Source organism: Streptomyces sp. NPDC034043, assembly GCF_055575675.1.
In genome coordinates, this window is sequence record NZ_JBVISF010000018.1 from 43,313 (window position 1) to 62,611 (window position 19,299).

18 protein-coding genes are annotated in these 19,299 nt (G+C 73.1%); 13 read left to right on the top strand and 5 right to left on the bottom strand.

Features of this window, described 5'->3' with window-relative positions; translation table 11 throughout:
• Positions 1 to 25 precede the first annotated feature (25 nt).
• The 6 genes from ribH to ACZ51S_RS30670 all read left to right on the top strand — a co-directional run bounded on the left by ribH (position 26) and on the right by ACZ51S_RS30670 (position 4,946).
• Positions 26 to 511 (top strand): 6,7-dimethyl-8-ribityllumazine synthase, encoded by a 486-nt coding sequence (gene ribH / locus ACZ51S_RS30645; RefSeq protein WP_007262951.1) that lies wholly within the window; start codon positions 26 to 28, stop codon positions 509 to 511.
• Between the two features lie 58 nt (positions 512 to 569).
• Positions 570 to 851: a phosphoribosyl-ATP diphosphatase gene (locus tag ACZ51S_RS30650; RefSeq protein ID WP_388943709.1), complete on the top strand. Its 282-nt coding sequence runs from the start codon at positions 570 to 572 to the stop codon at positions 849 to 851.
• Positions 852 to 921: 70 nt separating this feature from the next.
• Positions 922 to 1,770 (top strand): ATP phosphoribosyltransferase, encoded by an 849-nt coding sequence (gene hisG, locus ACZ51S_RS30655; protein WP_388943711.1) that lies wholly within the window; start codon positions 922 to 924, stop codon positions 1,768 to 1,770.
• A 106-nt stretch (positions 1,771 to 1,876) separates the two neighbouring features.
• The gene (locus ACZ51S_RS30660; protein WP_468476999.1) at positions 1,877 to 2,341 is read left to right on the top strand and encodes a PH domain-containing protein; all 465 of its coding nucleotides are present in this window, start codon (positions 1,877 to 1,879) and stop codon (positions 2,339 to 2,341) included.
• Between the two features lie 200 nt (positions 2,342 to 2,541).
• Positions 2,542 to 3,909: a hemolysin family protein gene (locus ACZ51S_RS30665; RefSeq protein WP_468476998.1), complete on the top strand. Its 1,368-nt coding sequence runs from the start codon at positions 2,542 to 2,544 to the stop codon at positions 3,907 to 3,909.
• Complete coding sequence (locus ACZ51S_RS30670; protein ID WP_468476997.1) at positions 3,906 to 4,946, top strand: hemolysin family protein; 1,041 nt, start codon at positions 3,906 to 3,908, stop codon at positions 4,944 to 4,946. The genes ACZ51S_RS30665 and ACZ51S_RS30670 overlap by 4 nt, the downstream gene beginning before the upstream one ends.
• Before the next feature lie 39 nt (positions 4,947 to 4,985).
• On the opposite strand, the gene ACZ51S_RS30675 is transcribed toward ACZ51S_RS30670, so the two are convergent.
• From ACZ51S_RS30675 to ACZ51S_RS30685, 3 genes are all read right to left on the bottom strand, one after another.
• On the bottom strand, positions 4,986 to 6,359 hold the full coding sequence (locus ACZ51S_RS30675; protein ID WP_468476996.1) for an FAD-dependent oxidoreductase: 1,374 nt from the start codon (positions 6,357 to 6,359) through the stop codon (positions 4,986 to 4,988).
• A gap of 136 nt (positions 6,360 to 6,495) precedes the next feature.
• A complete protein-coding gene (locus ACZ51S_RS30680) occupies positions 6,496 to 8,409 on the bottom strand; it encodes an AAA family ATPase (RefSeq protein ID WP_468477036.1) in 1,914 nt (637 codons plus the stop codon).
• Between the two features lie 367 nt (positions 8,410 to 8,776).
• The gene (locus tag ACZ51S_RS30685; RefSeq protein WP_468476995.1) at positions 8,777 to 9,412 is read right to left on the bottom strand and encodes a uridine kinase family protein; all 636 of its coding nucleotides are present in this window, start codon (positions 9,410 to 9,412) and stop codon (positions 8,777 to 8,779) included.
• Between the two features lie 112 nt (positions 9,413 to 9,524).
• Here ACZ51S_RS30685 and ACZ51S_RS30690 point away from each other — a divergent pair, with 112 nt between their 5' ends.
• The 5 genes from ACZ51S_RS30690 (at position 9,525) to ACZ51S_RS30710 (ending at position 15,890) form a co-directional block, all read left to right on the top strand.
• Positions 9,525 to 10,961, top strand: a complete 1,437-nt coding sequence (locus ACZ51S_RS30690; RefSeq protein ID WP_468962608.1) for a peptidase C39 family protein — start codon at positions 9,525 to 9,527, stop codon at positions 10,959 to 10,961.
• A gap of 96 nt (positions 10,962 to 11,057) precedes the next feature.
• Positions 11,058 to 11,522: an SPW repeat protein gene (locus ACZ51S_RS30695; protein ID WP_468803780.1), complete on the top strand. Its 465-nt coding sequence runs from the start codon at positions 11,058 to 11,060 to the stop codon at positions 11,520 to 11,522.
• 138 nt (positions 11,523 to 11,660) lie between these two features.
• Positions 11,661 to 11,813 (top strand): SCO1431 family membrane protein, encoded by a 153-nt coding sequence (locus ACZ51S_RS30700; RefSeq protein WP_388943731.1) that lies wholly within the window; start codon positions 11,661 to 11,663, stop codon positions 11,811 to 11,813.
• Between the two features lie 306 nt (positions 11,814 to 12,119).
• Positions 12,120 to 13,292 carry an acyl-CoA dehydrogenase family protein gene (locus ACZ51S_RS30705; protein ID WP_468803779.1) on the top strand — a complete coding sequence of 391 codons (1,173 nt, stop codon included), beginning with the start codon at positions 12,120 to 12,122 and terminating at the stop codon, positions 13,290 to 13,292.
• 99 nt (positions 13,293 to 13,391) lie between these two features.
• Positions 13,392 to 15,890, top strand: a complete 2,499-nt coding sequence (locus tag ACZ51S_RS30710) for a DUF6185 family protein (protein ID WP_468476992.1) — start codon at positions 13,392 to 13,394, stop codon at positions 15,888 to 15,890.
• 20 nt (positions 15,891 to 15,910) lie between these two features.
• On the opposite strand, the gene ACZ51S_RS30715 is transcribed toward ACZ51S_RS30710, so the two are convergent.
• The gene (locus ACZ51S_RS30715; RefSeq protein WP_468962611.1) at positions 15,911 to 16,174 is read right to left on the bottom strand and encodes a hypothetical protein; all 264 of its coding nucleotides are present in this window, start codon (positions 16,172 to 16,174) and stop codon (positions 15,911 to 15,913) included.
• A gap of 303 nt (positions 16,175 to 16,477) precedes the next feature.
• Between ACZ51S_RS30715 and ACZ51S_RS30720 the strand changes: the two genes are divergently transcribed.
• On the top strand, positions 16,478 to 17,551 hold the full coding sequence (locus ACZ51S_RS30720) for an Rv3169 family protein (RefSeq protein ID WP_468962637.1): 1,074 nt from the start codon (positions 16,478 to 16,480) through the stop codon (positions 17,549 to 17,551).
• Positions 17,552 to 17,577: 26 nt separating this feature from the next.
• Positions 17,578 to 18,669 carry a phosphotransferase family protein gene (locus ACZ51S_RS30725; protein ID WP_468476990.1) on the top strand — a complete coding sequence of 364 codons (1,092 nt, stop codon included), beginning with the start codon at positions 17,578 to 17,580 and terminating at the stop codon, positions 18,667 to 18,669.
• Between the two features lie 25 nt (positions 18,670 to 18,694).
• Here the strand turns inward: ACZ51S_RS30725 and ACZ51S_RS30730 are convergent, their stop codons facing one another.
• Positions 18,695 to 19,144 carry a hypothetical protein gene (locus ACZ51S_RS30730; RefSeq protein WP_468476989.1) on the bottom strand — a complete coding sequence of 150 codons (450 nt, stop codon included), beginning with the start codon at positions 19,142 to 19,144 and terminating at the stop codon, positions 18,695 to 18,697.
• Between the last annotated feature and the right edge of the window lie 155 nt (positions 19,145 to 19,299).

Below are 19,299 nucleotides of genomic sequence, written 5' to 3' on the forward strand. Positions count from 1 at the left end.
GAACGAAACACCGAGGAGCAGAGCTGTGAGCGGCAAGGGCGCACCCGAACTGAGCGTGAAGAACTGCGGAGACCTCCGGGTGGCCGTGATCGCGGCCCAGTGGCACGAGAAGGTCATGGACGGTCTCGTCGACGGCGCCCTGCGGGCCCTGCACGAGCTGGGCATCGACGAGCCCACCCTGCTGCGCGTCCCCGGCAGCTTCGAGCTCCCGGTCGTAGCGAAGGTCCTGGCCGGACGCGGATACGATGCCATCGTCGCCCTCGGCGTGGTCATCCGCGGCGGCACCCCGCACTTCGACTACGTCTGCCAGGGCGTCACCCAGGGCCTGGTGCAGGTGTCGATCGACACCGGCGTCCCCGTCGGCTTCGGCGTCCTGACCTGTGACAACGACGAGCAGGCGCTGGACCGCGCCGGCCTCGAAGGGTCGAACGAGGACAAGGGGCACGAAGCGGTCACCGCCGCCGTCTCCACCGCCATGACCCTGCGCACTGTCAGCGAACCCTGGCGGTAGTCCACGGAGTGAACCCCGGCACCGGGGGCCCCGGGTGAACCCGTACCCTGAAGGCATCATGGCGAACACACCCACCAAGAGCTTCGAAGAGCTCTTCAGTGAACTCCAGCTCAAGGCCGCCAACGGCGACCCCAGCACCTCCCGCACCGCCGAGCTCGTCGGCAAGGGCGTCCATGCCATCGGCAAGAAGGTCGTCGAGGAGGCCGCCGAGGTCTGGATGGCCGCCGAGTACGAGAGCAAGGAAGCCGCCGCGGAGGAGATCTCCCAGCTGCTCTACCACGTTCAGGTGATGATGGTGGCGCGCGGGATCTCCCTCGACGACGTCTACGCGCACCTTTAGGCCGGAGCCTTTCGCACCGGGGCCCCGGGGCCCCGCCCACACTTTCTCACCTACGCACCAAAGGAAGCCCATGCTGCGCATCGCCGTCCCCAACAAGGGTTCACTCTCCGGACCGGCGTCGGCGATGCTCCATGAGGCCGGCTACCGCCAGCGCAAGGAGTCCAAGGAACTCGTCACGGTCGACCCCGACAACGAGGTCGAGTTCTTCTACCTCCGCCCGAAGGACATCGCGATCTACGTCGCCTCGGGCAAGCTGGACATCGGCATCACCGGCCGCGACCTGCTGCTGGACTCCGGCGCCAACGCCGAGGAGATCCTGCCGCTGAACTTCGGCCGCTCCACCTTCCGGTACGCCACCAAGCCCGGCACGGCCAAGGGCCCCGAGGACTTCGGCGGGATGACGATCGCCACCTCGTACGAGGGCATCGTCGCCAAGCACCTCGCCGACCAGGGCATCGACGCCTCCGTCGTCCACCTGGACGGCGCCGTCGAGACCGCCATCGAGCTCGGCGTGGCGCAGGTCATCGCCGACGTCGTCGAAACCGGCACCAGCCTGCGCAACGCCGGCCTGGAGGTCATCGGCGAGCCCATCCTCAAGTCCGAGGCGACCGTCATCCGCCGCACCGGCGCCCCCGCCGACGACCCCAAGGTCGCGCAGTTCCTGCGCCGCCTCCAGGGCGTCCTGGTGGCCCGCAGCTACGTGATGATGGACTACGACTGCCGCGCCGAGCACCTGGAGCGCGCGGTCGCCCTCACCCCGGGCCTGGAATCCCCGACGGTCTCCCCGCTCCACAACGAGGGCTGGGTCGCGGTCCGCGCCATGGTCCCCGCCAAGGACGCCCAGCGGATCATGGACGACCTGTACGAGCTCGGCGCGCGGGCGATCCTCACCACCTCGATCCACGCCTGCCGCCTCTAGCGGACCGCCGGTCGGGTCCGTACGCGGACCCGGCCCGCCGCCCCGTACGGCGCGCGACCCCCGCGCCCTCCCTCCCGCACGCCCCGTCCAGAAGGCCCAGCGCACCATGAGCGAGTCCGCCGCCCAGCCCGCACCCCCCGCCCTGCCGGTCACCTTCCGGCCGAACCGCACCAGGGCGGTGCTGCTGAGCGTCGGTGCGGCGATGTTCGCCACGATCACGGCGATCGCCCTGCTCCTGGAGAACCTCGGCCCGGGCGAGCGGATCAGCTTCGTCTTCACCGCCGTCCTGCTGAGCTCCGTCCTCGTCCTGCTCAGCCGCCCCAAGGTGGTCGCGGACGAGAGCGGCGTCACCGTGGTGAACCTCACCACCACCCGCCGCCTGGCGTGGGCGCAGATCCTGCGCGTCAACCTCCGCCCCGGCGACCCCTGGGTGTTCCTCGACCTCAGTGACGGCACCAGCCTGCCCGTTCTCGGCATCCAGCCCGGCATCGCCAGGGCCCGCGCCATCGCCGACGCCCGCGCCCTGCGCGCCCTCGCCGAAACCCGCGGAACCGGCGCGAACGACCACTGACCCGGACGTGCCGCGCCCGCTGCGTCCCATTGCGGCGGCGATCTCAATGACTACCCTGGTGGCGGGGCGCGCCCGTGCGCCCTCCCACCGCCCCGGGACCCCGTGGCCCGTGGGCACCTGCGACCAGAGGAGTGACTCCCTCCAGCAATGGACGGACCGTCCGGTAATACCCGCGCCGCCCTCCCCACGGAGGCGGCGGCATGACCATCCCGCTACTGCTGCTCGTGGCGGCCTTCGCACTGATCCTCGCCAACGGTTTCTTCGTGGCGGCCGAGTTCGGCCTCGTCACCGTCGAGAAGCCCGAGGCCGAGCGCGCCGCAGCCGAGGGCGACCGCCGTGCCCGCACGGTCGTCGAAGCCCTGCGGGAGCTGTCCTTCCAGCTCTCCGGCACCCAGCTCGGCATCACCATCACCTCCCTCGTCGTCGGCATGCTCGCCGAACCGGCCCTCGCGGCCCTGCTGTCGGGGCCCCTCACCGCCACCGGCCTGCCCGCGGGCGCCGTCTCCGGCGTCGCCGTCTTCATCGGCATGCTGCTCGCCTCGGCCGTCCAGATGGTCGTCGGCGAGCTCGTCCCGAAGAACTGGGCGGTCTCCCGGCCGCTCCAGGTGGCCCGCTTCGTGGCCGGCCCGCAGCTGGTCTTCTCCCGGGCGTTCCGGCCCGTCATCGCCGGCCTCAACTCCGTCGCCAACCGCCTCGTGCGGGCGCTGGGCGTCGAGCCGGCCGAGGAGATGGCCTCCGCCCGCACCCCCGGCGAGCTCGTCTCCCTGGTCCGCCATTCGGCCCAGGCGGGCGCGCTCGAACAGGACACCGCCGACCTCTTCGTACGGACCCTCTCGCTGGGCGAGCTCACCGCCCAGCACGTCATGACCCCCCGGGTGAAGGTCAGCGCCCTCCAGCACACGGCCACCGCGGCCGACGTGCTGAACCTGACCCGCGCCACCGGCCTGTCCCGCTTCCCGGTCTACCGCGAGCGCATCGACGAGGTCACCGGCGTCGTCCACCTCAAGGACGCCCTCGCCGTGCCCGAGTCCGAACGCGCCCGTACCTCCGTCGGCCGGATCTGCGTCGCCCCGCTGCTGGTTCCCGGCTCCCTGCCGGTGCAGCCGCTGCTGGAGCGGCTGCGCAGCGAACAGCCGATGGCCGTGGTCGTCGACGAATACGGCGGCACCGCCGGCGTGGTCACCCTGGAGGACATCGTGGAGGAACTCGTCGGAGAGGTCCGTGACGAACACGACCTCGCCGAGGACGACAGCCCCGAACTGGCCGCCGTACCCGCCGAGGACGGCCGGCCCTCCTGGGAGGCCGACGGCAGCTGCCGTGTGCACACCCTGCGCCGGATAGGCCTCGACGTGCCCGAGGGGCCGTACGAGACCGTCGCCGGGCTCGTGGCCGACCTCCTCGGCCGGATCCCCGCCCCCGGGGACCGTGCCGAGCTGCCCGGCTGGAGGCTGTCCGTACGCCAGGTCCGGCGCAACCGCGCCGAACGGGTGCGGCTGGTCCGCCTCAGCTCGGTACCGGCCCCCGCGAGCGCCCAGCCGGCCGCCCAGCTCGAAGGCGCCGCCCGGTGAACGCGCTCCAGCTGCTCTTCGCCCTGCTCCTCGTCCTGGCCAACGGCTTCTTCGTCGGCGCCGAGTTCGCGCTCGTCTCCGTACGCCGCAGCCAGATCGAGCCCCTGGCCGGCGAGTCCAAACGGGCCCGCCAGGTGCTGTACGGCCTGGAGAACCTGCCGCGGATGATGGCCGCCGCCCAGTTCGGCATCACCCTGTGCTCGATCACCCTCGGGGCGGTCGCCGAGCCCACGGTGGCCCGGCTGCTGGAGCCGGCCTTCCACGCCGCGCACGTGCCCGAGGGCCTGATCCACCCCCTCGGCTACGTGGTCGCCCTGTCCGCGGTGGTCTTCCTGCACCTGGTCATCGGCGAGATGGTCCCGAAGAACCTCGCCATGGCCGCCCCCGAGAAGGCCTCCCTGTGGTTCAGCCCCGGACTGGTCGCCTTCGCCCGCCTCTGCGGCCCCGTCACCACGGCCCTCGGGGCGTGCGCGGCGCTCGTCCTGAGACTGTTCAAGGTCGAACCGAAGGACGAGGTGGAGGCCGTCTACACCAGCGCGCAGCTGGGCCGGCTCCTCAAGGACTCCCGCCGGGCCGGGCTCCTCGAACCGGTCGAGCAGGAGCGCCTGGAGGACGCCCTGGAACTGGGCAGCCGCGCGGTCACCGACGTCCTGCTCAGGCGGGACCGCCTCGTCACGGTGGACCCGGCCGTCACCCCCCGCCAGATCGAGCAGCTGACGGTGCGCACCGGCTACTCCCGCTTCCCCGTCCGCTCCGACACCGGGGCCTTCATGGGGTACCTCCACGTCAAGGACGTCCTCGACCTGGAGGACCGCGAGCGGGCGGTGCCGCAGCGGGTGTGGCGCCGGATGACCACGCTGTGCTCCACCCTCCCGCTGGACGACGCCCTCAGCGTGATGCGCCGCGACGCCACCCACCTGGCCCAGGTGGCCGACCCGTCGGGCCGGATCCTGGGCCTGGTGGCCCTGGAGGACGTCCTGGAGATGCTGGTGGGCGAGGTCCGCGACCCGGCCCACCGCCCGCACGCCCGCGCCTGATCCCCTCCGGCGCGGGCTGGCCCCGGCCCGAGCCGGGGCTCAGGCGGGGATCAGCGCCTCCCACTCGTCCCGGCCCGGGCCGTCGTGCGCCGGGGAGAACTCCGGGCGGGCGGCCAGCCAGGCGGTGACGTGCCGGTCCACCTCCTCGGTGGCGTAGGCGTCGGCGGCGGGCCGCAGGAGGTGGCGCACCTGGGCCCGGGCCCTCATGACCACGGGGTCGTCGAAGGCGCAGGCGCCCACGGCAGCGGCCCGCCGGTCCGTGAGCGGAGCGCCCTCGGCGAGGCGCTGCTCGTTCCCCCGGTCGGCCGTGACCTGGGCGTCGAACCAGGGGCGCAGGGCCTCCACCGTCCAGGCGTGGTAGCCGGCCGGGTCCGCGGCGATCCGGTCCGCGTGGGCCGCGAGGTGCTGGGCGGCGCGCAGCCCGAGGGCGGCGCCGTGCCCCAGGGTCGGGTTGGTGTGGATCAGGCTGTCCCCGGCGTTGACCAGCCCGGTGACCACGGGCCCGGCGTCGTCGGTCAGGGAGGTCCAGCGGTTGTCCAGGCCCGCCATCGCCAGGACGGGCGACCGCGGCTCGGGGTCCAGGCCGAGCCAGGCGGCAGCGGCCGGAAAGCGGCGGGCGGCGGCCTCGAACACGGCCGGGTCGGTGAGCGCGCCACGGGTCGGATCACCCGTCGAGACGACGAGGTGCAACGCGAAGGTGTCGTTGTCGGAGGGGAAGACTCCGGCGAGCGCGAACGGTGAGGCGGAGCCGGTCTTCACCCTTCCGGGGTGGCGCGGGCCGTCGGCCCGCAGCTCGTACCAGCGGCACAGGTAGGCCAGCCCGGTGCGGTGGCTGTCGACCACCGGAGGGCGGCAGCCGGCCGCGGTGAGCCACGCGGGAACCGGCGAACGCCGGCCCGAGGCGTCGACGACGAGGTCCGCCGGGTGCGTCCGTTCCCCCACCCGCACGCCGGTGACCCGGGGCGGACGGCCCTCCTCGAAGACGAGGCCGCTCACCCGGGCGCCCCGCCGCACGTCGACCGCGGGCTCGCGCCGCACGGCCGCGGCCAGGGCTGCCTCCAGCACGATGCGGCGGGTGCGCAGGGTCACCAGCTCCTCGTCGCCGGGCCGGTGCGGCGGATGCTCGCCGAACCAGTCGAACTCGTGGTACTCCCGGGCGCCGCGCGCCAGCAGGTCCGCGTACACGTCGGGGGTCTCCGCGCGCAGGACGGTGCGTACGGGGGCGAGGAACGAGTGCGGCTGGACGGCTTGCGGGACCCGGGGTCGCTCCCAGTGGAAGAAGTCCCGGTCGAGGTCGTCTCCGGCCTCCCGGGAGTCCTGTTCGTACAAGGTGACCGGGTGGCCCCGCCGCCCGAGCATGAGGGCCGTTCCCAGCCCGCTGATACCTCCGCCGATCACTGCAACCCGCGCCATCGAGGCTCTCCTTCGCGCCGTGTTGCGGGTCGAGCCTACCGTCCGATGATCTTCGGCCGGACCGGGCTCCCCCCTCCCCGGTCCCACCGGTCCGGCCGGAGCGGCGTCGCGTCGCCGCGCGGTGCGGTGGGGCGCGTCAGGACGGGCTCGGGCCGCGGCCCGAGAGGACCTCGCCGTAGGCCTGCATCAGGTCCGGCAGGCGCAGCGTCGCCAGGTCCTCCCGGGAGGGCTCACCGGCGAAGCCGGCCAGCCGCAGGTCCCGGTACGCGCAGCTCTTCTCGTACAGGGTCCGCAGGAACCGGCCGTTGCCGAGCTCGTCGATCCAGCCCTGCTCCACCACGTGGCCGCTGATGCTGCGCAGCTCCTCCCGCGCCTCCTCGTCCCAGCAGTCGCCGTTCGCCTCCGCCAGGACCCCGCCGATCGCGGTCAGTTCCGCCGGCCGGTAGCTCGGGAAGTCCACGCGGGTCGTGAACCGCGAGGACAGTCCCGGATTGGCGGCCAGCAGCCGGTCCATCCCCGCCGGGTAGCCCGCCAGGATCACCACCAGGTGGTCCCGGTTGTCCTCGGCCCGCTTCAGCAGCACCTGGAGGGCCTCGTCACCGTACGCGTCCCCCTTGCTGTAGCCCGAGTTGGACAGGCTGTACGCCTCGTCCACGAACAGCACCCCGCCGATCGCGGAGTCGATCAGCTCGTTCGCCTTGACGGCGGTCTGCCCGAGGAACTCCCCGACCAGGTCGGCCCGTTGCGCCTCCACCAGGTGGTCCCCGCCCAGCAGCCCCAGCGCGTAGAAGACCCGCCCCAGGATCCGGGCCACCGTGGTCTTGCCCGTGCCCGAGGGCCCCGAGAAGACGAAGTGCCGCTTCGGCGGCTGCACCGGAAGCCCCTGGGCGGCCCGCAGCCCGGCCATGTGCAGCTGCGCCGAGAGGGCCTTCACCTGCCGCTTCACCGGCTCCAGGCCCACCATCCGCTCCAGCTCCGCCAGGGCCTCGGCGAGCAGGGCCGGATCGGCCGGCCCGGCCGGGATTCCGGGCGGGGCGCCCTGCGGGGGCACCGGAAGCCGGTGCCGTACGCCTTCCACCCGGCCCGTCCCCGGCGGCTCCCCGGGCGTCGGCGGATCGGCCTCCGCCTGCCCGTCCGGCGCGATGTCCTGGACCGGCCCCCCACCGCCGCCGCCCCCGCCGCCCAGCGCGACCGCCGCGTAGTGCCCGGCCGAGCCCTCGCTCAGGTGGCCGCCGTAGCCGCCGTAGCCGAAGGCGTCGGCCATTCCCGCCATGTCGTCGGGGTCGGTGCTGTCCTCGATGGCCGTCAGCCGCGCCGCGGTGTCCATGAACGCCGGGTCCACCCGGTGCACCGCCCGGTACAGCGGCAGCGCCGCCGCGCTGCGCCCGGTGCCCTCGCGGGCCCTCGCCAGCCAGTACCGCAGCTCCTTGCGCTGCGGCTGCTCGCTGCGGCACCGCATCAGCGCGGCCGACAGCATCGGCTCCGCCTGCCCGTACATTTCGAGCCGGACCCGCGCCATCCCGCCGAAGAGCCCCGCCTCGATTCCGAGGAGCGGGTCGAGCACCAGCGGCTCGGTGTGCCGTACGAGCTGCTCCCAGTCCTTGACCAGGTAGGCCCGGCAGGCGTGCAGGAACCGCACCTGGGGGTCGGTGTCCACCGGCGGCAGCGCGGCGAGGGCCTGGTCCAGCTCGGGCACGTGGCGGCCGTCCAGCCAGTGCGAGGCGTGGGCCAGCAGCAGGTCCCGCCGGCTCTCCAGCACCGGCTGCACCCACCAGCCCAGCCAGTACCAGGAGTTGAGGGTCCGCCGGTGCCGGGCGCGCTGCTCGCCGAAGCGGTCCCGGTGGGCGTACATCCGCAATAAGGCGTTGGTGGTGTCCACCCGCAGCGCGTGCAGTCCCAGCCAGGCGTCGGCCATCGCGGGATCCAGCCCGACGGCCGTGCGGAACTCCTCCTCGGCCTGCGGGTAGGCGCCCATCGTGCAGGCGTCGACCCCGCGCAGCCAGGCCAGTTCGGCCGGAGCGTGTGCGCTGCCCGGCATGCCGAAGTCCATCACATCCCCCACAAGCATGCCCCGTGGTGCGCGCCGAACTCCGCGCCGCGCACGCGAGTTGCCGACCCCGCCGATGAAATCAGGGCTGCATCGTACCTGCGGTGACGCACCTTACCCAGGGTGCGGTGGACACGGGTCGTGGACATGTCCGGGAGGCGGGGGGTGACTCAGGGTGAGGGGCGGTGGGCGGAGCGGCGCGTGCCGCACCCGGTCCGGGACAGAGCGAAGCCCCCGATCACGGGGGAACAACCGGGGGCTTCGCGTCCGCGGCGGCCTTCGCAGACCGCGCATTCAGAACGTACGGCGGTTGCCGGGCCCGGGTCAAGCGGGTCGGGGAAGCCCCGCGCGGCCATCGGCCCGGGCTCGCTCAGGCCTGGGGGAGTCCGTGACGCTCCGTGTCCGAACGGGCCGTTCCCGGGGTCGCAGAAGCCCCGGAAGTCCACTCGTATCCCGTACCGCTCTGGCGTACCAAGGTGTCGGCGAAGGGGCGTGAAGGGTCGTCCGAGAAGTGCGCGCGCTCCGCGCGCTCCCATCCGTCCCAGAAGCCGGACAGTTCGCGCCCGTCCCGGTTCCGTCCGCGTCCCCAGGACACCTCGCGGGGGGTCTCCATCCACAGCAGCCGCGCCAGATGCGGCCGCAGCGCCCGCCGGCCCGCCCCCACGCCCTCGACGAGCAGCACGGGTGCCGGTTCCAGTACCCGCTCCGGACCGAAGCGGCGCTCCACCCAGTCGTACGCGGCCCAGTGCGCGGCCCGTCCGGCGGCGAGCGGCTCCAGCACCTGCGCCCGCAGCCGTTCAGGCCAGCCGAAGAGCTCCTCGTGGGTGGCGACGTCGTCCAGGTGCAGCACCGGCGCGCCGCCGAGGGCCGCCGCGAGCCGCTCGGCGAAGGTGCTCTTGCCCGAGCCGGCGTGCCCGTCGATCCCGATCAGCCGGACGGGACCGAGGGAGGGCGGCAGGGCGGCGATCTCCCGCGCGAGTGGTTCGAGTGACTGCTGAGGCTGCACCCGGCCAGGGTAAGGGCCCCGACACGGGCCCCGGGCTTCGCCGCCGCGCGGCCGGGAACTGGAAAGGTGGAGCAGCCGCACCACCAGACCGACCCCCTGGGGGAACACGCCGATGACCGCACCCACGCCACGCAGGGCCCTGCTGGCCGTCGCCCTCGCCGCCGCCACCGCGGCCACCGTCCCCGGAGGCCGGGCCTCGGCCGCCGACCCGACGGGCGCATCCGACCCGACGGGCGCGTCCGACCCGACGGGCGCCGCGTCTCCCGCGCGGACCCCCGGGGAAGCCGCGGGCGGCGGCGCGGCCGCGGCCCGGACGGTCGACAACCGGTTCTGGTACGCGTACGCCCACTGGCAGGCCGGCACGCACCGCGGCACCACCGCCGTCGCCGGTGCCCGCCCGGGCCTGGAGATCGCGACCCCGGCCGGCCGCACCGAGTACACCGACCCCCACACGGCCCGCAAGTCCACCTGGGAGTACGCCACCTGGACCTCGCCCGTGCACCGCTCCACCGTCCCGGCCACCGAGGCCGTCGCCTCCTGGAACGCCCGCACCCCGGCCGGCACCTGGGTCCAGACCGAGCTGCGCCCCGCCTACGGCGACGGCACCCGGGGCCCCTGGTACGTGATGGGCCGCTGGGCCGCCGGGGACGGCGACATCCGGCGCACCTCCGTCGACGGGCAGACCGACGGCCGGACCACCGTCTGGACCGACACCCTGGCCGTGGACGCCCCGGCCGCGGCCGCCGGCCTGCGCATCACCGGCTGGCAGCTGCGCCTGACCCTCCACCGCAAGCCCGGTGCCGCCCGGGGCCCGAGGGTCTGGCTGGCCGGGGCGATGGCCTCCGCCGTCCCGGACCGGTTCACCGTCCCGGCCACCGCCCCCTCGGGCCGGGCGCACGAGCTGAAGGTGCCGCGCTACTCACAGGAGGTCCACGCCGGCCGGTACCCCGAGTACGACAACGGCGGCGAGGCCTGGTGCAGCCCCACCTCCTCCCAGATGGTCATCGAGTACTGGGGCCGCAAGGCGAGCGCGGCCGCCCTGAGCTGGGTCCGCCCCGGATACTCCGACCCCCAGGTCTGCCACGCGGCCCGCTCGACGTACGACGCCGCGTACAAGGGCTGCGGGAACTGGCCCTTCAACGCCGCCTACGCGGCCACCTACCGCGACATGGCCGGGGTGGTCACCCGGCTGGCCTCCCTGGCCGAGCTGGAGACCCTGGTCCGGGCCGGGATCCCGGTCATCACCTCCCAGTCCTTCCTCGCGCAGGAGCTCACCGGGGCCGGTTACGGCACGGCGGGGCACCTGATGGCCGTGATCGGCTTCACCGCGGCCGGGGACGTGATCGCCAACGACCCGAACTCGGCGGACAACGCGTCGGTGCGCCGGGTCTACAAGCGCCGGGAGTGGGAGAACGTGTGGCTGCGCACCAAGCGCCGCAACGCCGCCGGGAAGACCGTCTCGGGCAGCGGCGGCGTCTGCTACCTCTACGCCCCGGCCCGGCCGGGGGCGGACCAGGTCAGGGCGCTGCGGGAGGTCGGGGTGCTCTGAGGGGCGGACTCCGGGAAAGCCCGTCGGTTCGGATGGCTGAATGGGTGAAATGCGGGCATAAAGGTCATATAAGGCTTCTCTAGGAGGCAGCCCACCATGACCACCCATTCGAGCATCGAACACCACCCGGACCTCGCCGAGATGCGGAATCGGTTCGAGCGAGTGACGACCACTCCCGCCGCGCAGGCCGTGGAGGCACTGGCCCTGATCACGGGCCTCTACCTGGCGGCTTCGCCATGGATAGCCGGGTTCAGCGTGCTGGGCCCGCTGGCCATCAACAACCTGATCGCCGGTCTTGCCTTCTGCCTGTGCATGGGCGGGCTGGGGACGGCGTACGAGCGCACACACGCGATGGCCTGGACGGCGGTCGCGATCGGCGCCTGGACCATCGTGGCCCCCTGGGTCATGGCCGGTGAGATGGACACGACCCGCAGTGTCGTCAGCAACGTCATCACCGGCGTGGTCGCCCTGTGCCTCGGACTGGCCATGGTCGCCATGGGCGGTCGCCAGCGCACGGGGAACGCGGCGCACGCGGCGCGTACCACCCGTACGACGCCCTGACCGGGAGCGCATCCTGCCGCCGGGCCCCGGCGGCGCCTCCGAACTCCGGAGGCCGCCGGGGCCCGGCGGCGTGACCGGTGCCACCAGTGACCGTCGTCATATACCGCGAAAGCCGTGAACGCTGGCACATTGGACGGCATGACCGCACACACCGCAGCCCTCACCGCCCACGCCCGCCGCCTCGTCGCCACCGGCGGCCCGAAGGAAGACTCCGCCTGGCTGGAGCACGTGCTCGGCTGGACCCTGGTGGTGGTCGTGGCCATGTTCGTCACGCAGCTCGGCTGGCTGTGACCGTCGCGTCCGCCCCCCGCCGCGTCCGCGCCGAGGGCGGCACCGAGCGCGATCGGGGGGTTCGTCCCCGGCTGTCCCACTCCTCCAGTCCTTCCCGAGGAGCCCGCGAGCGCACCGGATGATCATGGCGATCCCGCACCGGTGACGTAAGGCGCCTGATCGGGCATACTCAAGCCGCCGCAGCCGCTGTTCGAGCCCTTCCGCGATCCGGGAGGGCAGCATCGGCTGTGAGAGCACCGAGACCCGGCGGCGCGTCCCACACCTCACGCGTCGCCGCCGTGCCCGACGAGGGAGGAGAGCGCCGCCATGACAGACCGCGCCCCGCAGCCGGTGGACCGTCAGCTGCCCACCGAGGAGTCCCGGGACCTCCTCACGCTCGTACGAGAGATCGCCCAGCGGGAGATCCGCCCGCACGCCGCCGACGAGGAGGAGACCGGCCGGTTCCCCCGCGAGGTCTTCACCCTGCTGTCCGAGTCCGGTCTGCTCGGGCTCCCGTACGGCGGCGAGTTCGGCGGCGGCGACCAGCCCTACGAGGTCTACCTCCAGGTGCTGGAGGAGCTCGCGGCCGCCCGCCTGACCGTCGGCCTCGGCGTCAGCGTGCACTCCCTGGCCTGCCACGGCCTCGCCGGATACGGCACCAAGGAGCAGAAGGCCGCCCACCTGCCCGACATGCTCGGCGGCGGGCTGCTCGGGGCCTACTGCCTCTCCGAGCCGGCCGCCGGCTCCGACGCCGCCTCGCTCACCACCAAGGCGGTCCGCGACGGCGACGACTGGCTGATCACCGGCACCAAGGCCTGGATCACCCACGGCGGAGTCGCCGACTTCTACACCGTCCTCGCGCGCACCGGAGCCCCCGGCGCCAAGGGCATCACGGCCTTCCTCGTACCCGGCGACGCCCCCGGCCTCACGGCGGCCGTCCCCGAGAAGAAGATGGGCATGAAGGGCTCGCCCACCGCCCAGCTGCACTTCGACGGGGTCCGCGTGCCCGACGCCCGGCGGATCGGCGAGGAGGGCCAGGGCTTCACCATCGCCCTCGCCGCCCTCGACGCCGGCCGGCTCGGGATCGCCGCCTGCGCCATCGGCGTGGCCCAGGCCGCGCTGGACGAGGCCCTCGCGTACGCGCTCGGCCGCAGGCAGTTCGGGCACCCGATCGCGGACTTCCAGGGGCTGCGGTTCATGCTGGCCGACATGGCCACGAAGATCGAGGCGGGCCGGGCGCTGTACCTCGCGGCCGCGCGGCTGCGGGACGCGGGCAAGCCCTTCTCCCGGCAGGCGGCGATGGCGAAGCTCTTCTGCACGGACGCGGCGATGGCCGTCACCACGGACGCGGTGCAGATCCTCGGCGGCTACGGCTACACCGCGGACTTCCCGGTGGAGCGGCTGATGCGCGAGGCGAAGGTGCTCCAGATCGTGGAGGGCACCAACCAGATCCAGCGCATGGTCATCGCCCGCCACCTGGCGGGTCCCGAAACCCGCTGACGCCGGACGCGTGACGGCTCTCGGCCGCCGAGGTGAACCCGCGGGGGTTCTGCCGTGTCGCCGAGAGCCGTCCGGGCCGGGCGGAGAAGATCATGGGCGGTGATCCGTCCCACGCGCTCCGGACCGTCCCTGCCGTACGTGCTGCTGCTCGCCGTCCTCGCCGTCCTCGCCGTGCAGGCCGGAGGAGGGCGGGCCCGGGCCGCCGGGGCGGTGGACTCCTGCCGGGCGGACCAACTGCGCGGGGCCAAGGTCACCGCATCGGCGGAGTTCACCCACCGCGGCCGTGACGACACCCTTCTCACCAGCGTGATGGAAGTGCGGGCTCCGACGAGCTGGGAGCGCGCTCCCGACCTGCTCCTGGACGCCCGCTCACCGCGATACCGCTCCGCGCTGCGCTGCCTGCTGGGGAAGGCCACGCAGAAGAGCACCTACGAGGTCTTCGAGTGGCGGCTCAAACCGCTGACCGTGACGGCCGACGGCACCTGGACCACCGTCCACTACGAGGCCGTCGTATGGGTTCAGCAGCTTGACTCCTACCCCGTGGGGCCCTGGCAGCTCGACGCCCGCAGGAACGAGTGGACCATCGCCTTGCGGCCGCCGCCGAATCTCGCCGGGGCCACCTGGGAGGAGGTGCGGGTCCGGCTGGGCGGCCCCGGTGCCATGTCGGTCACCCCGGCGCCGGCCTTCGGGGAGAAGGGCACCGAACTGAAGTGGCGGAACCTGAAGGGCGAGCAGACCTTCCAGGTGGCGTTCCGTCCGCCCCCGGCACAGCAGTGGCTTGCCATCACCTGGACGGAGGGCGAGTTCTGGGAGACCTTCGGCCTCAGCAGTGCCTCGGGTGCCTTCTGGTACCTGCAGGCGAGTGCGTTGCTGCTGCTCTGTGCGAGGAGGCTCCGGCGCGGTCTCGGCAACGACCCGGCGCCGAGGGAGGAACAGTCGCTCCGGCTGATGAAGACCTGGGCGCTCCTGCAGGCGCTGTGCGTCCTCGTGGTCTACCTGGGTGACAACGCCTTCCGCTTCATCAGCCGGCAGAGGTCCTGGGTGTGGAATTACGAGTCGGGCGTCTGGCTCTTCACCCTGCTGGCGCTCGGGCTCGTCCTGTGTTTCCTGGGCAGGGTGGGGAAGGCCTTCCTCATCGGGGCGTGCGCCTTCGCCCTCTGTCTGGCGGCAGCCCACGTCTATGTCGAATGGTCCGAGTCCACCCTGTTGACCAGCAGCGACGCCGAGATCCAGCCGCCCGGCTCCTGGATCGTGCCGCTGGTCCTCGTGGCGGTCGTCTTCGTGTGCGTGCTCGGGCTGGTCTCGTCGGGGCAGAGAGTCCTGCTCATGGGCGACGGAGGGCTGCCGCGCCGGCTGATGGCATCGGTCTCCTTCGTGGTGGCGGCCTCGGTCGTCCTGTGGGCCTTCGTCGCCTTCGAGCGGGACTGGGAACACCGCACCTGGCTCGCCGACCCCGGCTGGCAGACGTACGGACAGCATTGGGACGCCTTCTACGACCAGTGGTGGTGGCGGTTCCCCAACGAGGCTCTCTTCTCGCTGACGCCGCTGGCTTCCTACCTGACACCGCTGGTCCTGGTGGGGGCGCTCCGGGTCTGCCGTTCCGAACACCGCGAGGAAGACTCGTTCACGCCCGACCGGGCCGAGAAATTCCTGCTGGTGGTGCTGTTCGTGCTCACCGCGGTACCCAGCTACGCCTTGTACTACGGTTTCTCGGGCGACATCGTCGTCTTGATCGTCAGCCTCGCCGCGGCCTGGGGGCTGCTCGCTCTGGGACAGGCCAGGTCCGTGCTGGAGCAGCCCTCGGCGGACAACACCCCGCTCGGGAGGACCGTATCGAGGACCGACCGCTCCGACTTGCTGCGCCTGGCGCGACGCTTCCGGCAGCTCCAGTCGCGGCTGCAGCGCGCGGGCGCCGGCCAGTCCGCCGAACGCACCCCGACGCAGGAGTCGATCGAGCGCGAGATCGACGCATTGGACCGGTGTCTGCCGGAAGGGGTACGGCCGGTCGACCTGCCGTTCGCCTGCGGGCCCATGCCCACGTGGTGGGGCAATGCCTGCCGGGGCGCACTCGTCGCGTGCTGGGTCGGCCTGCCCGCCACCGCCCTGATGTACTGGACGGAGATGATCCGCAACGAATCGTGGCTCGTGATCACTCAGTCCGGCAGCGGCTTCCTCGACATCCTCTCCGAGGTCCTGTTCTGGCACTCCACCTGGGTGGCCGGAGGGTTCTTCCTCGGGGCTCTGTGGCGCGACCTCCCCGGACGGCACGGGCCGAGCAAGGCATTCGGTGTCGCCGCGGCGTTCGCCGTTCCGGTCGCGGCCCACCAGGTGGTCGCCCAGACCATCGGTCAGAGCATGCAGGGGACGACCCCGGCCATGGCCGCCTTCGCCTCGGTCATGACGTTCACCGGCCTGGTCATGGACGTGCAGACGTTCCAGAGCGAGCGGCGCTACTGGCCCACCAGCGCCGGCCTCGTCGCGTACGTCTACCAGATGCGCTTCGCCTCGCTGGCGTTCTGCCTGGCGCAGCTCGTGGCGGTCGTCACGATCTGGAAGACCCTGCGCGAAGGGGGACCGCTGACACCCCCACCCCGGTAAGCCGGCCGGTACGCGTCCGCTCAGGATTCGTACAGCGGGCCGCTCGGCCAGATCGGGGAGGTGGTGATCCGGGACCACTCCGGGTCGCGCCGCCCCGGCAGGGTGCGGCCGTCGGCGGCCCAGCGGGCCAGCAGGTCGCCGTAGATCGGCGGGTCGGGCTGGCGGGGCCGGCCGTGCTGGCGGGCCGGCTGCGGAACCGCCTGCTGAACCGATTCTTCGTACCCCGGCGGGGTGGGGCGCCGCCTGCGCCCCGCCCTCGCCGACGGCGTTTCGAGGGTGGTCATGCACCGCCAACGCCCGATCCGACGCACGGGTAACCCCTCCCCGCCCGCGCCCATCCGTTCGAGCCGTCCCACGCGCGCGGGGTCGTGCGCCCCGCCCCGTCGCCCCGCCGTCCCGCGCGGCACGGTGGCCGGGTGTGCCGGGCCGTCAGGGCGTGCCACGGCTCTGGCCGGGAGCGGGATATCTGACGTACCGTCATATCCGCTCAGCAGCCCTGCCCGCCCCCGCGCTCCAGGAGGTTTGCCGTGCCCGCGGACCGTCCCGTCGCCCTGGACGAATACCCCGTCCACCAGGCCCCGTTGTCGATGAAGCACCACGTCAGCGGGGACCGCAACGCCTACGACCGCTGCATCTTCCACGTCTTCGACCACGCCGGCCGCGCCGTCCTCGTCCTCGGCCTCGGCGTCTACCCCAACGCCGGGGTCATCGACGCCTACGCCACCCTGCGCCTGGGCGGGGAAATCCTCGCCGTCCGCGCCTCCGACGCCCTCACCGACGACCGGATGAACCTCTCGGTGGGACCCCTGTCGATCACCGTCGACGTACCGCTCAAGCGGCTCACCCTGCGCTGCGACCCCGACCCGGCGGACCCGCACGGGCTGTCGTACGACGTCACCTGGACCGCGGAGTTCCCCGCCGTCTGGGAGCCCCACCACGTCCAGCGCCGCGGCGACCGGCTCATGCTCGAAGGCCGCCGCTTCGTCCAGGCGGGCGGCGTCACCGGCACCGTCCGGGCCCGGGGCGAGGAGTTCACCGTCACGCCGGGGGAGTGGACCGGCACCCGCGACCGCAGCTGGGGAGTGCGCCCGATACCCGGCGAGGACGGCGGCCGCGCCGCCGAGGAGCACCGCCCCGAGGGCTTCCACTGGCTCTGGATCCCCGTCCGCTTCGAGGACCGCTTCCTGATGGTCATCGCCCAGGAGGACGCCGACGGCCACCGCACCCTCAGCGAGGCCGTCCAGGTCTTCCCCGAGGACAGCGGCCGCCACGACGTCCAGCTCGGCTGGCCGCACACCGAGATCCGCTACCGCCCCGGCAGCCGTCACCCCGAGAGCGCCGTCGTCCACCTCACCGAGCCGTCCCGCAAGCCCCTCGAACTCGGCGTGCGGATCCTCAACTCCTCCCCGCTCGCCATCGGCGCCGGCTACCCGCCCGCCACCGACTGGCAGCACGGCACCTGGCAGGGCCGGGGCTGGACCGACCGCCGCGCGTACGACCTCTCCGACCCGGCCGCGCACCCCATGGCCGCCTTCGGCGTCACCGACCACTCGGCCCGCTTCACCCTGGACGGGCGGACCGGCTTCGGCATCTTCGAACACGGCAGCTTCGGCCGGCACGACCCCAGCGGCTTCGCCGACCACTCCTCCGTCGCGTCCTGACCCCCACCAGAGAGGAAGCGCCGCCCATGGCCACGGCACCCCGCCCGCGCACCTCCACCCGCGAGCCCGAGGAACTCGGCCGCCGCCTCGCGGCCTGGCTCGACGGCCGCCTCCCGGGCGCGAAGGTCGTCAACACCTCCGTCCCCGGCTCCAACGGCATGTCCAGCGAGACCCTGCTCTTCGACATCGAACACCCCGACGCCCCCGTCCGCGGCTGCGCCCTGCGGCTGGCCGCCGACCCGGCCGCCTACACCGTCTTCCCCACCTACGACATGCCGCGCCAGCACCGGGTGATGAGCCTGGTCGCCGAGCACACCGACCTGCCCGTCCCGCGCGTGCTGTGGCTGGAGGAGGACCCGGCACCGCTGGGGGCGCCCTTCTTCGTGATGGCCCGCGCCGAGGGCCGCGTACCGCCCGACGTCATGCCCTACACCTACGAGGGGAACTGGCTGCACTCCGCCACCGACGCCGAGCGCGCCGCACTCCAGGAGGCGAGCATCTCCCTCCTCGCCCGGCTGCACGACCGGTTCCCCGCCGAGGAGGCCGCGTTCCTGCTCCCGGCGGGCGAGGGCAGCCCGCTGCGCCGTCACGTCGACGCGCAGCGCGCCTACTACGAGTGGGTGGTGTCCGGCCTGGCGCGCTCGCCGCTGCTGGAGCGGGCCTTCGACCGGCTGGAGCAGCTCTGGCCGGCCGACGAGGGCGAACCGGTCCTGAACTGGGGGGACGCCCGCATCGGCAACATCGTCTACGACGGCTTCCGGCCGGTGGCCGTCCTCGACTGGGAGATGGCCGCCTACGCCCCGCGCGAGGTCGACCTCGGCTGGACCGTCTACCTGCACCGCTTCTTCCAGGACCTGACCGTGAGCTTCGGCCAGCCGGGCCTGCCGGACTTCCTGCGCCGCGAGGACCTGGAACGCCGCTACGCGGAACTCACCGGCCACACCCCCGCGCACATGGAGTTCCACACCCTGTACGCGGCCCTGCGGCACGGGATCGTCATGCTCCGCATCGCCTACCGGCAGGCGTACTTCGGCGAGGTGGAGGTCCCCGCCGACCCCGACGGCCTGATCCTGCACCACGCCGGCCTGGCCGGCATGGTGCAGGGCACGTACTGGTAGGCGCGGACGGCGGACGCGAGCCCGCTCAGGCGGCCTGCGCGTGCTGGCTCTTGCGGGGCAGCGGGGCCGCCTCCGGCCGCAGGGGACGCGAGCCCGGCCCGCCGACGTGCGAGAACGGCTGCGTCCGCCAGTCCAGGCCCTGCGGCAGGTCGAGGTGCACGACGGCCTCCAGCTCCTGCTGCTCCGGCAGGAGCGCGCCCAGCGTCGGCAGCGCGTCCGCGACGGGGCGGCCGGTGCCGGCGCACACCGTGAGCCCGAACGGGTTCCACGGGGTCAGGCACAGCGCGTGCTGCGGCAGGTGCTCCTCGTCGGCGACGAGGGCGATCGACTGCCCGCAGTCGGGGCAGACCGCGTGGTGGACGTCGAAGTCCTCGGCGTCGCCGGGTTCGAGGTACTCCCCGTCGTCCGCGTAACCGGTTCCGACGGATTCCAGGGGCTCCGGTTCGGTACGGCCGGCGCGCTTGGTGTTCTGCATGGATGTATTCCCCCTTGGGTGGGCCGGGCGGGCAGGTACTTCGGCCACGGCCACACCAAGCACTTCCCGTCGCGCGGCACGAGTAACCACCAGAGCGGGATGTACGCCCGTACATGCCTGTGGCTTTGGTCACATGCCCGCCGCAGGTGCCACTT

Coding starts and splice junctions, on each gene's coding strand:
- ACZ51S_RS30700 (WP_388943731.1), top strand. CDS start 11,661: ATGACCGCACACACCGCAGCCCTCACCGCCCACGCCCGCCGCCTCGTC.
- hisG (WP_388943711.1), top strand. CDS start 922: ATGCTGCGCATCGCCGTCCCCAACAAGGGTTCACTCTCCGGACCGGCG.
- ACZ51S_RS30660 (WP_468476999.1), top strand. CDS start 1,877: ATGAGCGAGTCCGCCGCCCAGCCCGCACCCCCCGCCCTGCCGGTCACC.
- ACZ51S_RS30675 (WP_468476996.1), bottom strand. CDS start 6,359: ATGGCGCGGGTTGCAGTGATCGGCGGAGGTATCAGCGGGCTGGGAACG.
- ACZ51S_RS30715 (WP_468962611.1), bottom strand. CDS start 16,174: ATGACCACCCTCGAAACGCCGTCGGCGAGGGCGGGGCGCAGGCGGCGC.
- ACZ51S_RS30680 (WP_468477036.1), bottom strand. CDS start 8,409: ATGGACTTCGGCATGCCGGGCAGCGCACACGCTCCGGCCGAACTGGCC.
- ACZ51S_RS30650 (WP_388943709.1), top strand. CDS start 570: ATGGCGAACACACCCACCAAGAGCTTCGAAGAGCTCTTCAGTGAACTC.
- ACZ51S_RS30720 (WP_468962637.1), top strand. CDS start 16,478: ATGAAGCACCACGTCAGCGGGGACCGCAACGCCTACGACCGCTGCATC.
- ACZ51S_RS30705 (WP_468803779.1), top strand. CDS start 12,120: ATGACAGACCGCGCCCCGCAGCCGGTGGACCGTCAGCTGCCCACCGAG.
- ACZ51S_RS30730 (WP_468476989.1), bottom strand. CDS start 19,144: ATGCAGAACACCAAGCGCGCCGGCCGTACCGAACCGGAGCCCCTGGAA.
- ACZ51S_RS30695 (WP_468803780.1), top strand. CDS start 11,058: ATGACCACCCATTCGAGCATCGAACACCACCCGGACCTCGCCGAGATG.
- ACZ51S_RS30725 (WP_468476990.1), top strand. CDS start 17,578: ATGGCCACGGCACCCCGCCCGCGCACCTCCACCCGCGAGCCCGAGGAA.
- ACZ51S_RS30690 (WP_468962608.1), top strand. CDS start 9,525: ATGACCGCACCCACGCCACGCAGGGCCCTGCTGGCCGTCGCCCTCGCC.
- ACZ51S_RS30665 (WP_468476998.1), top strand. CDS start 2,542: ATGACCATCCCGCTACTGCTGCTCGTGGCGGCCTTCGCACTGATCCTC.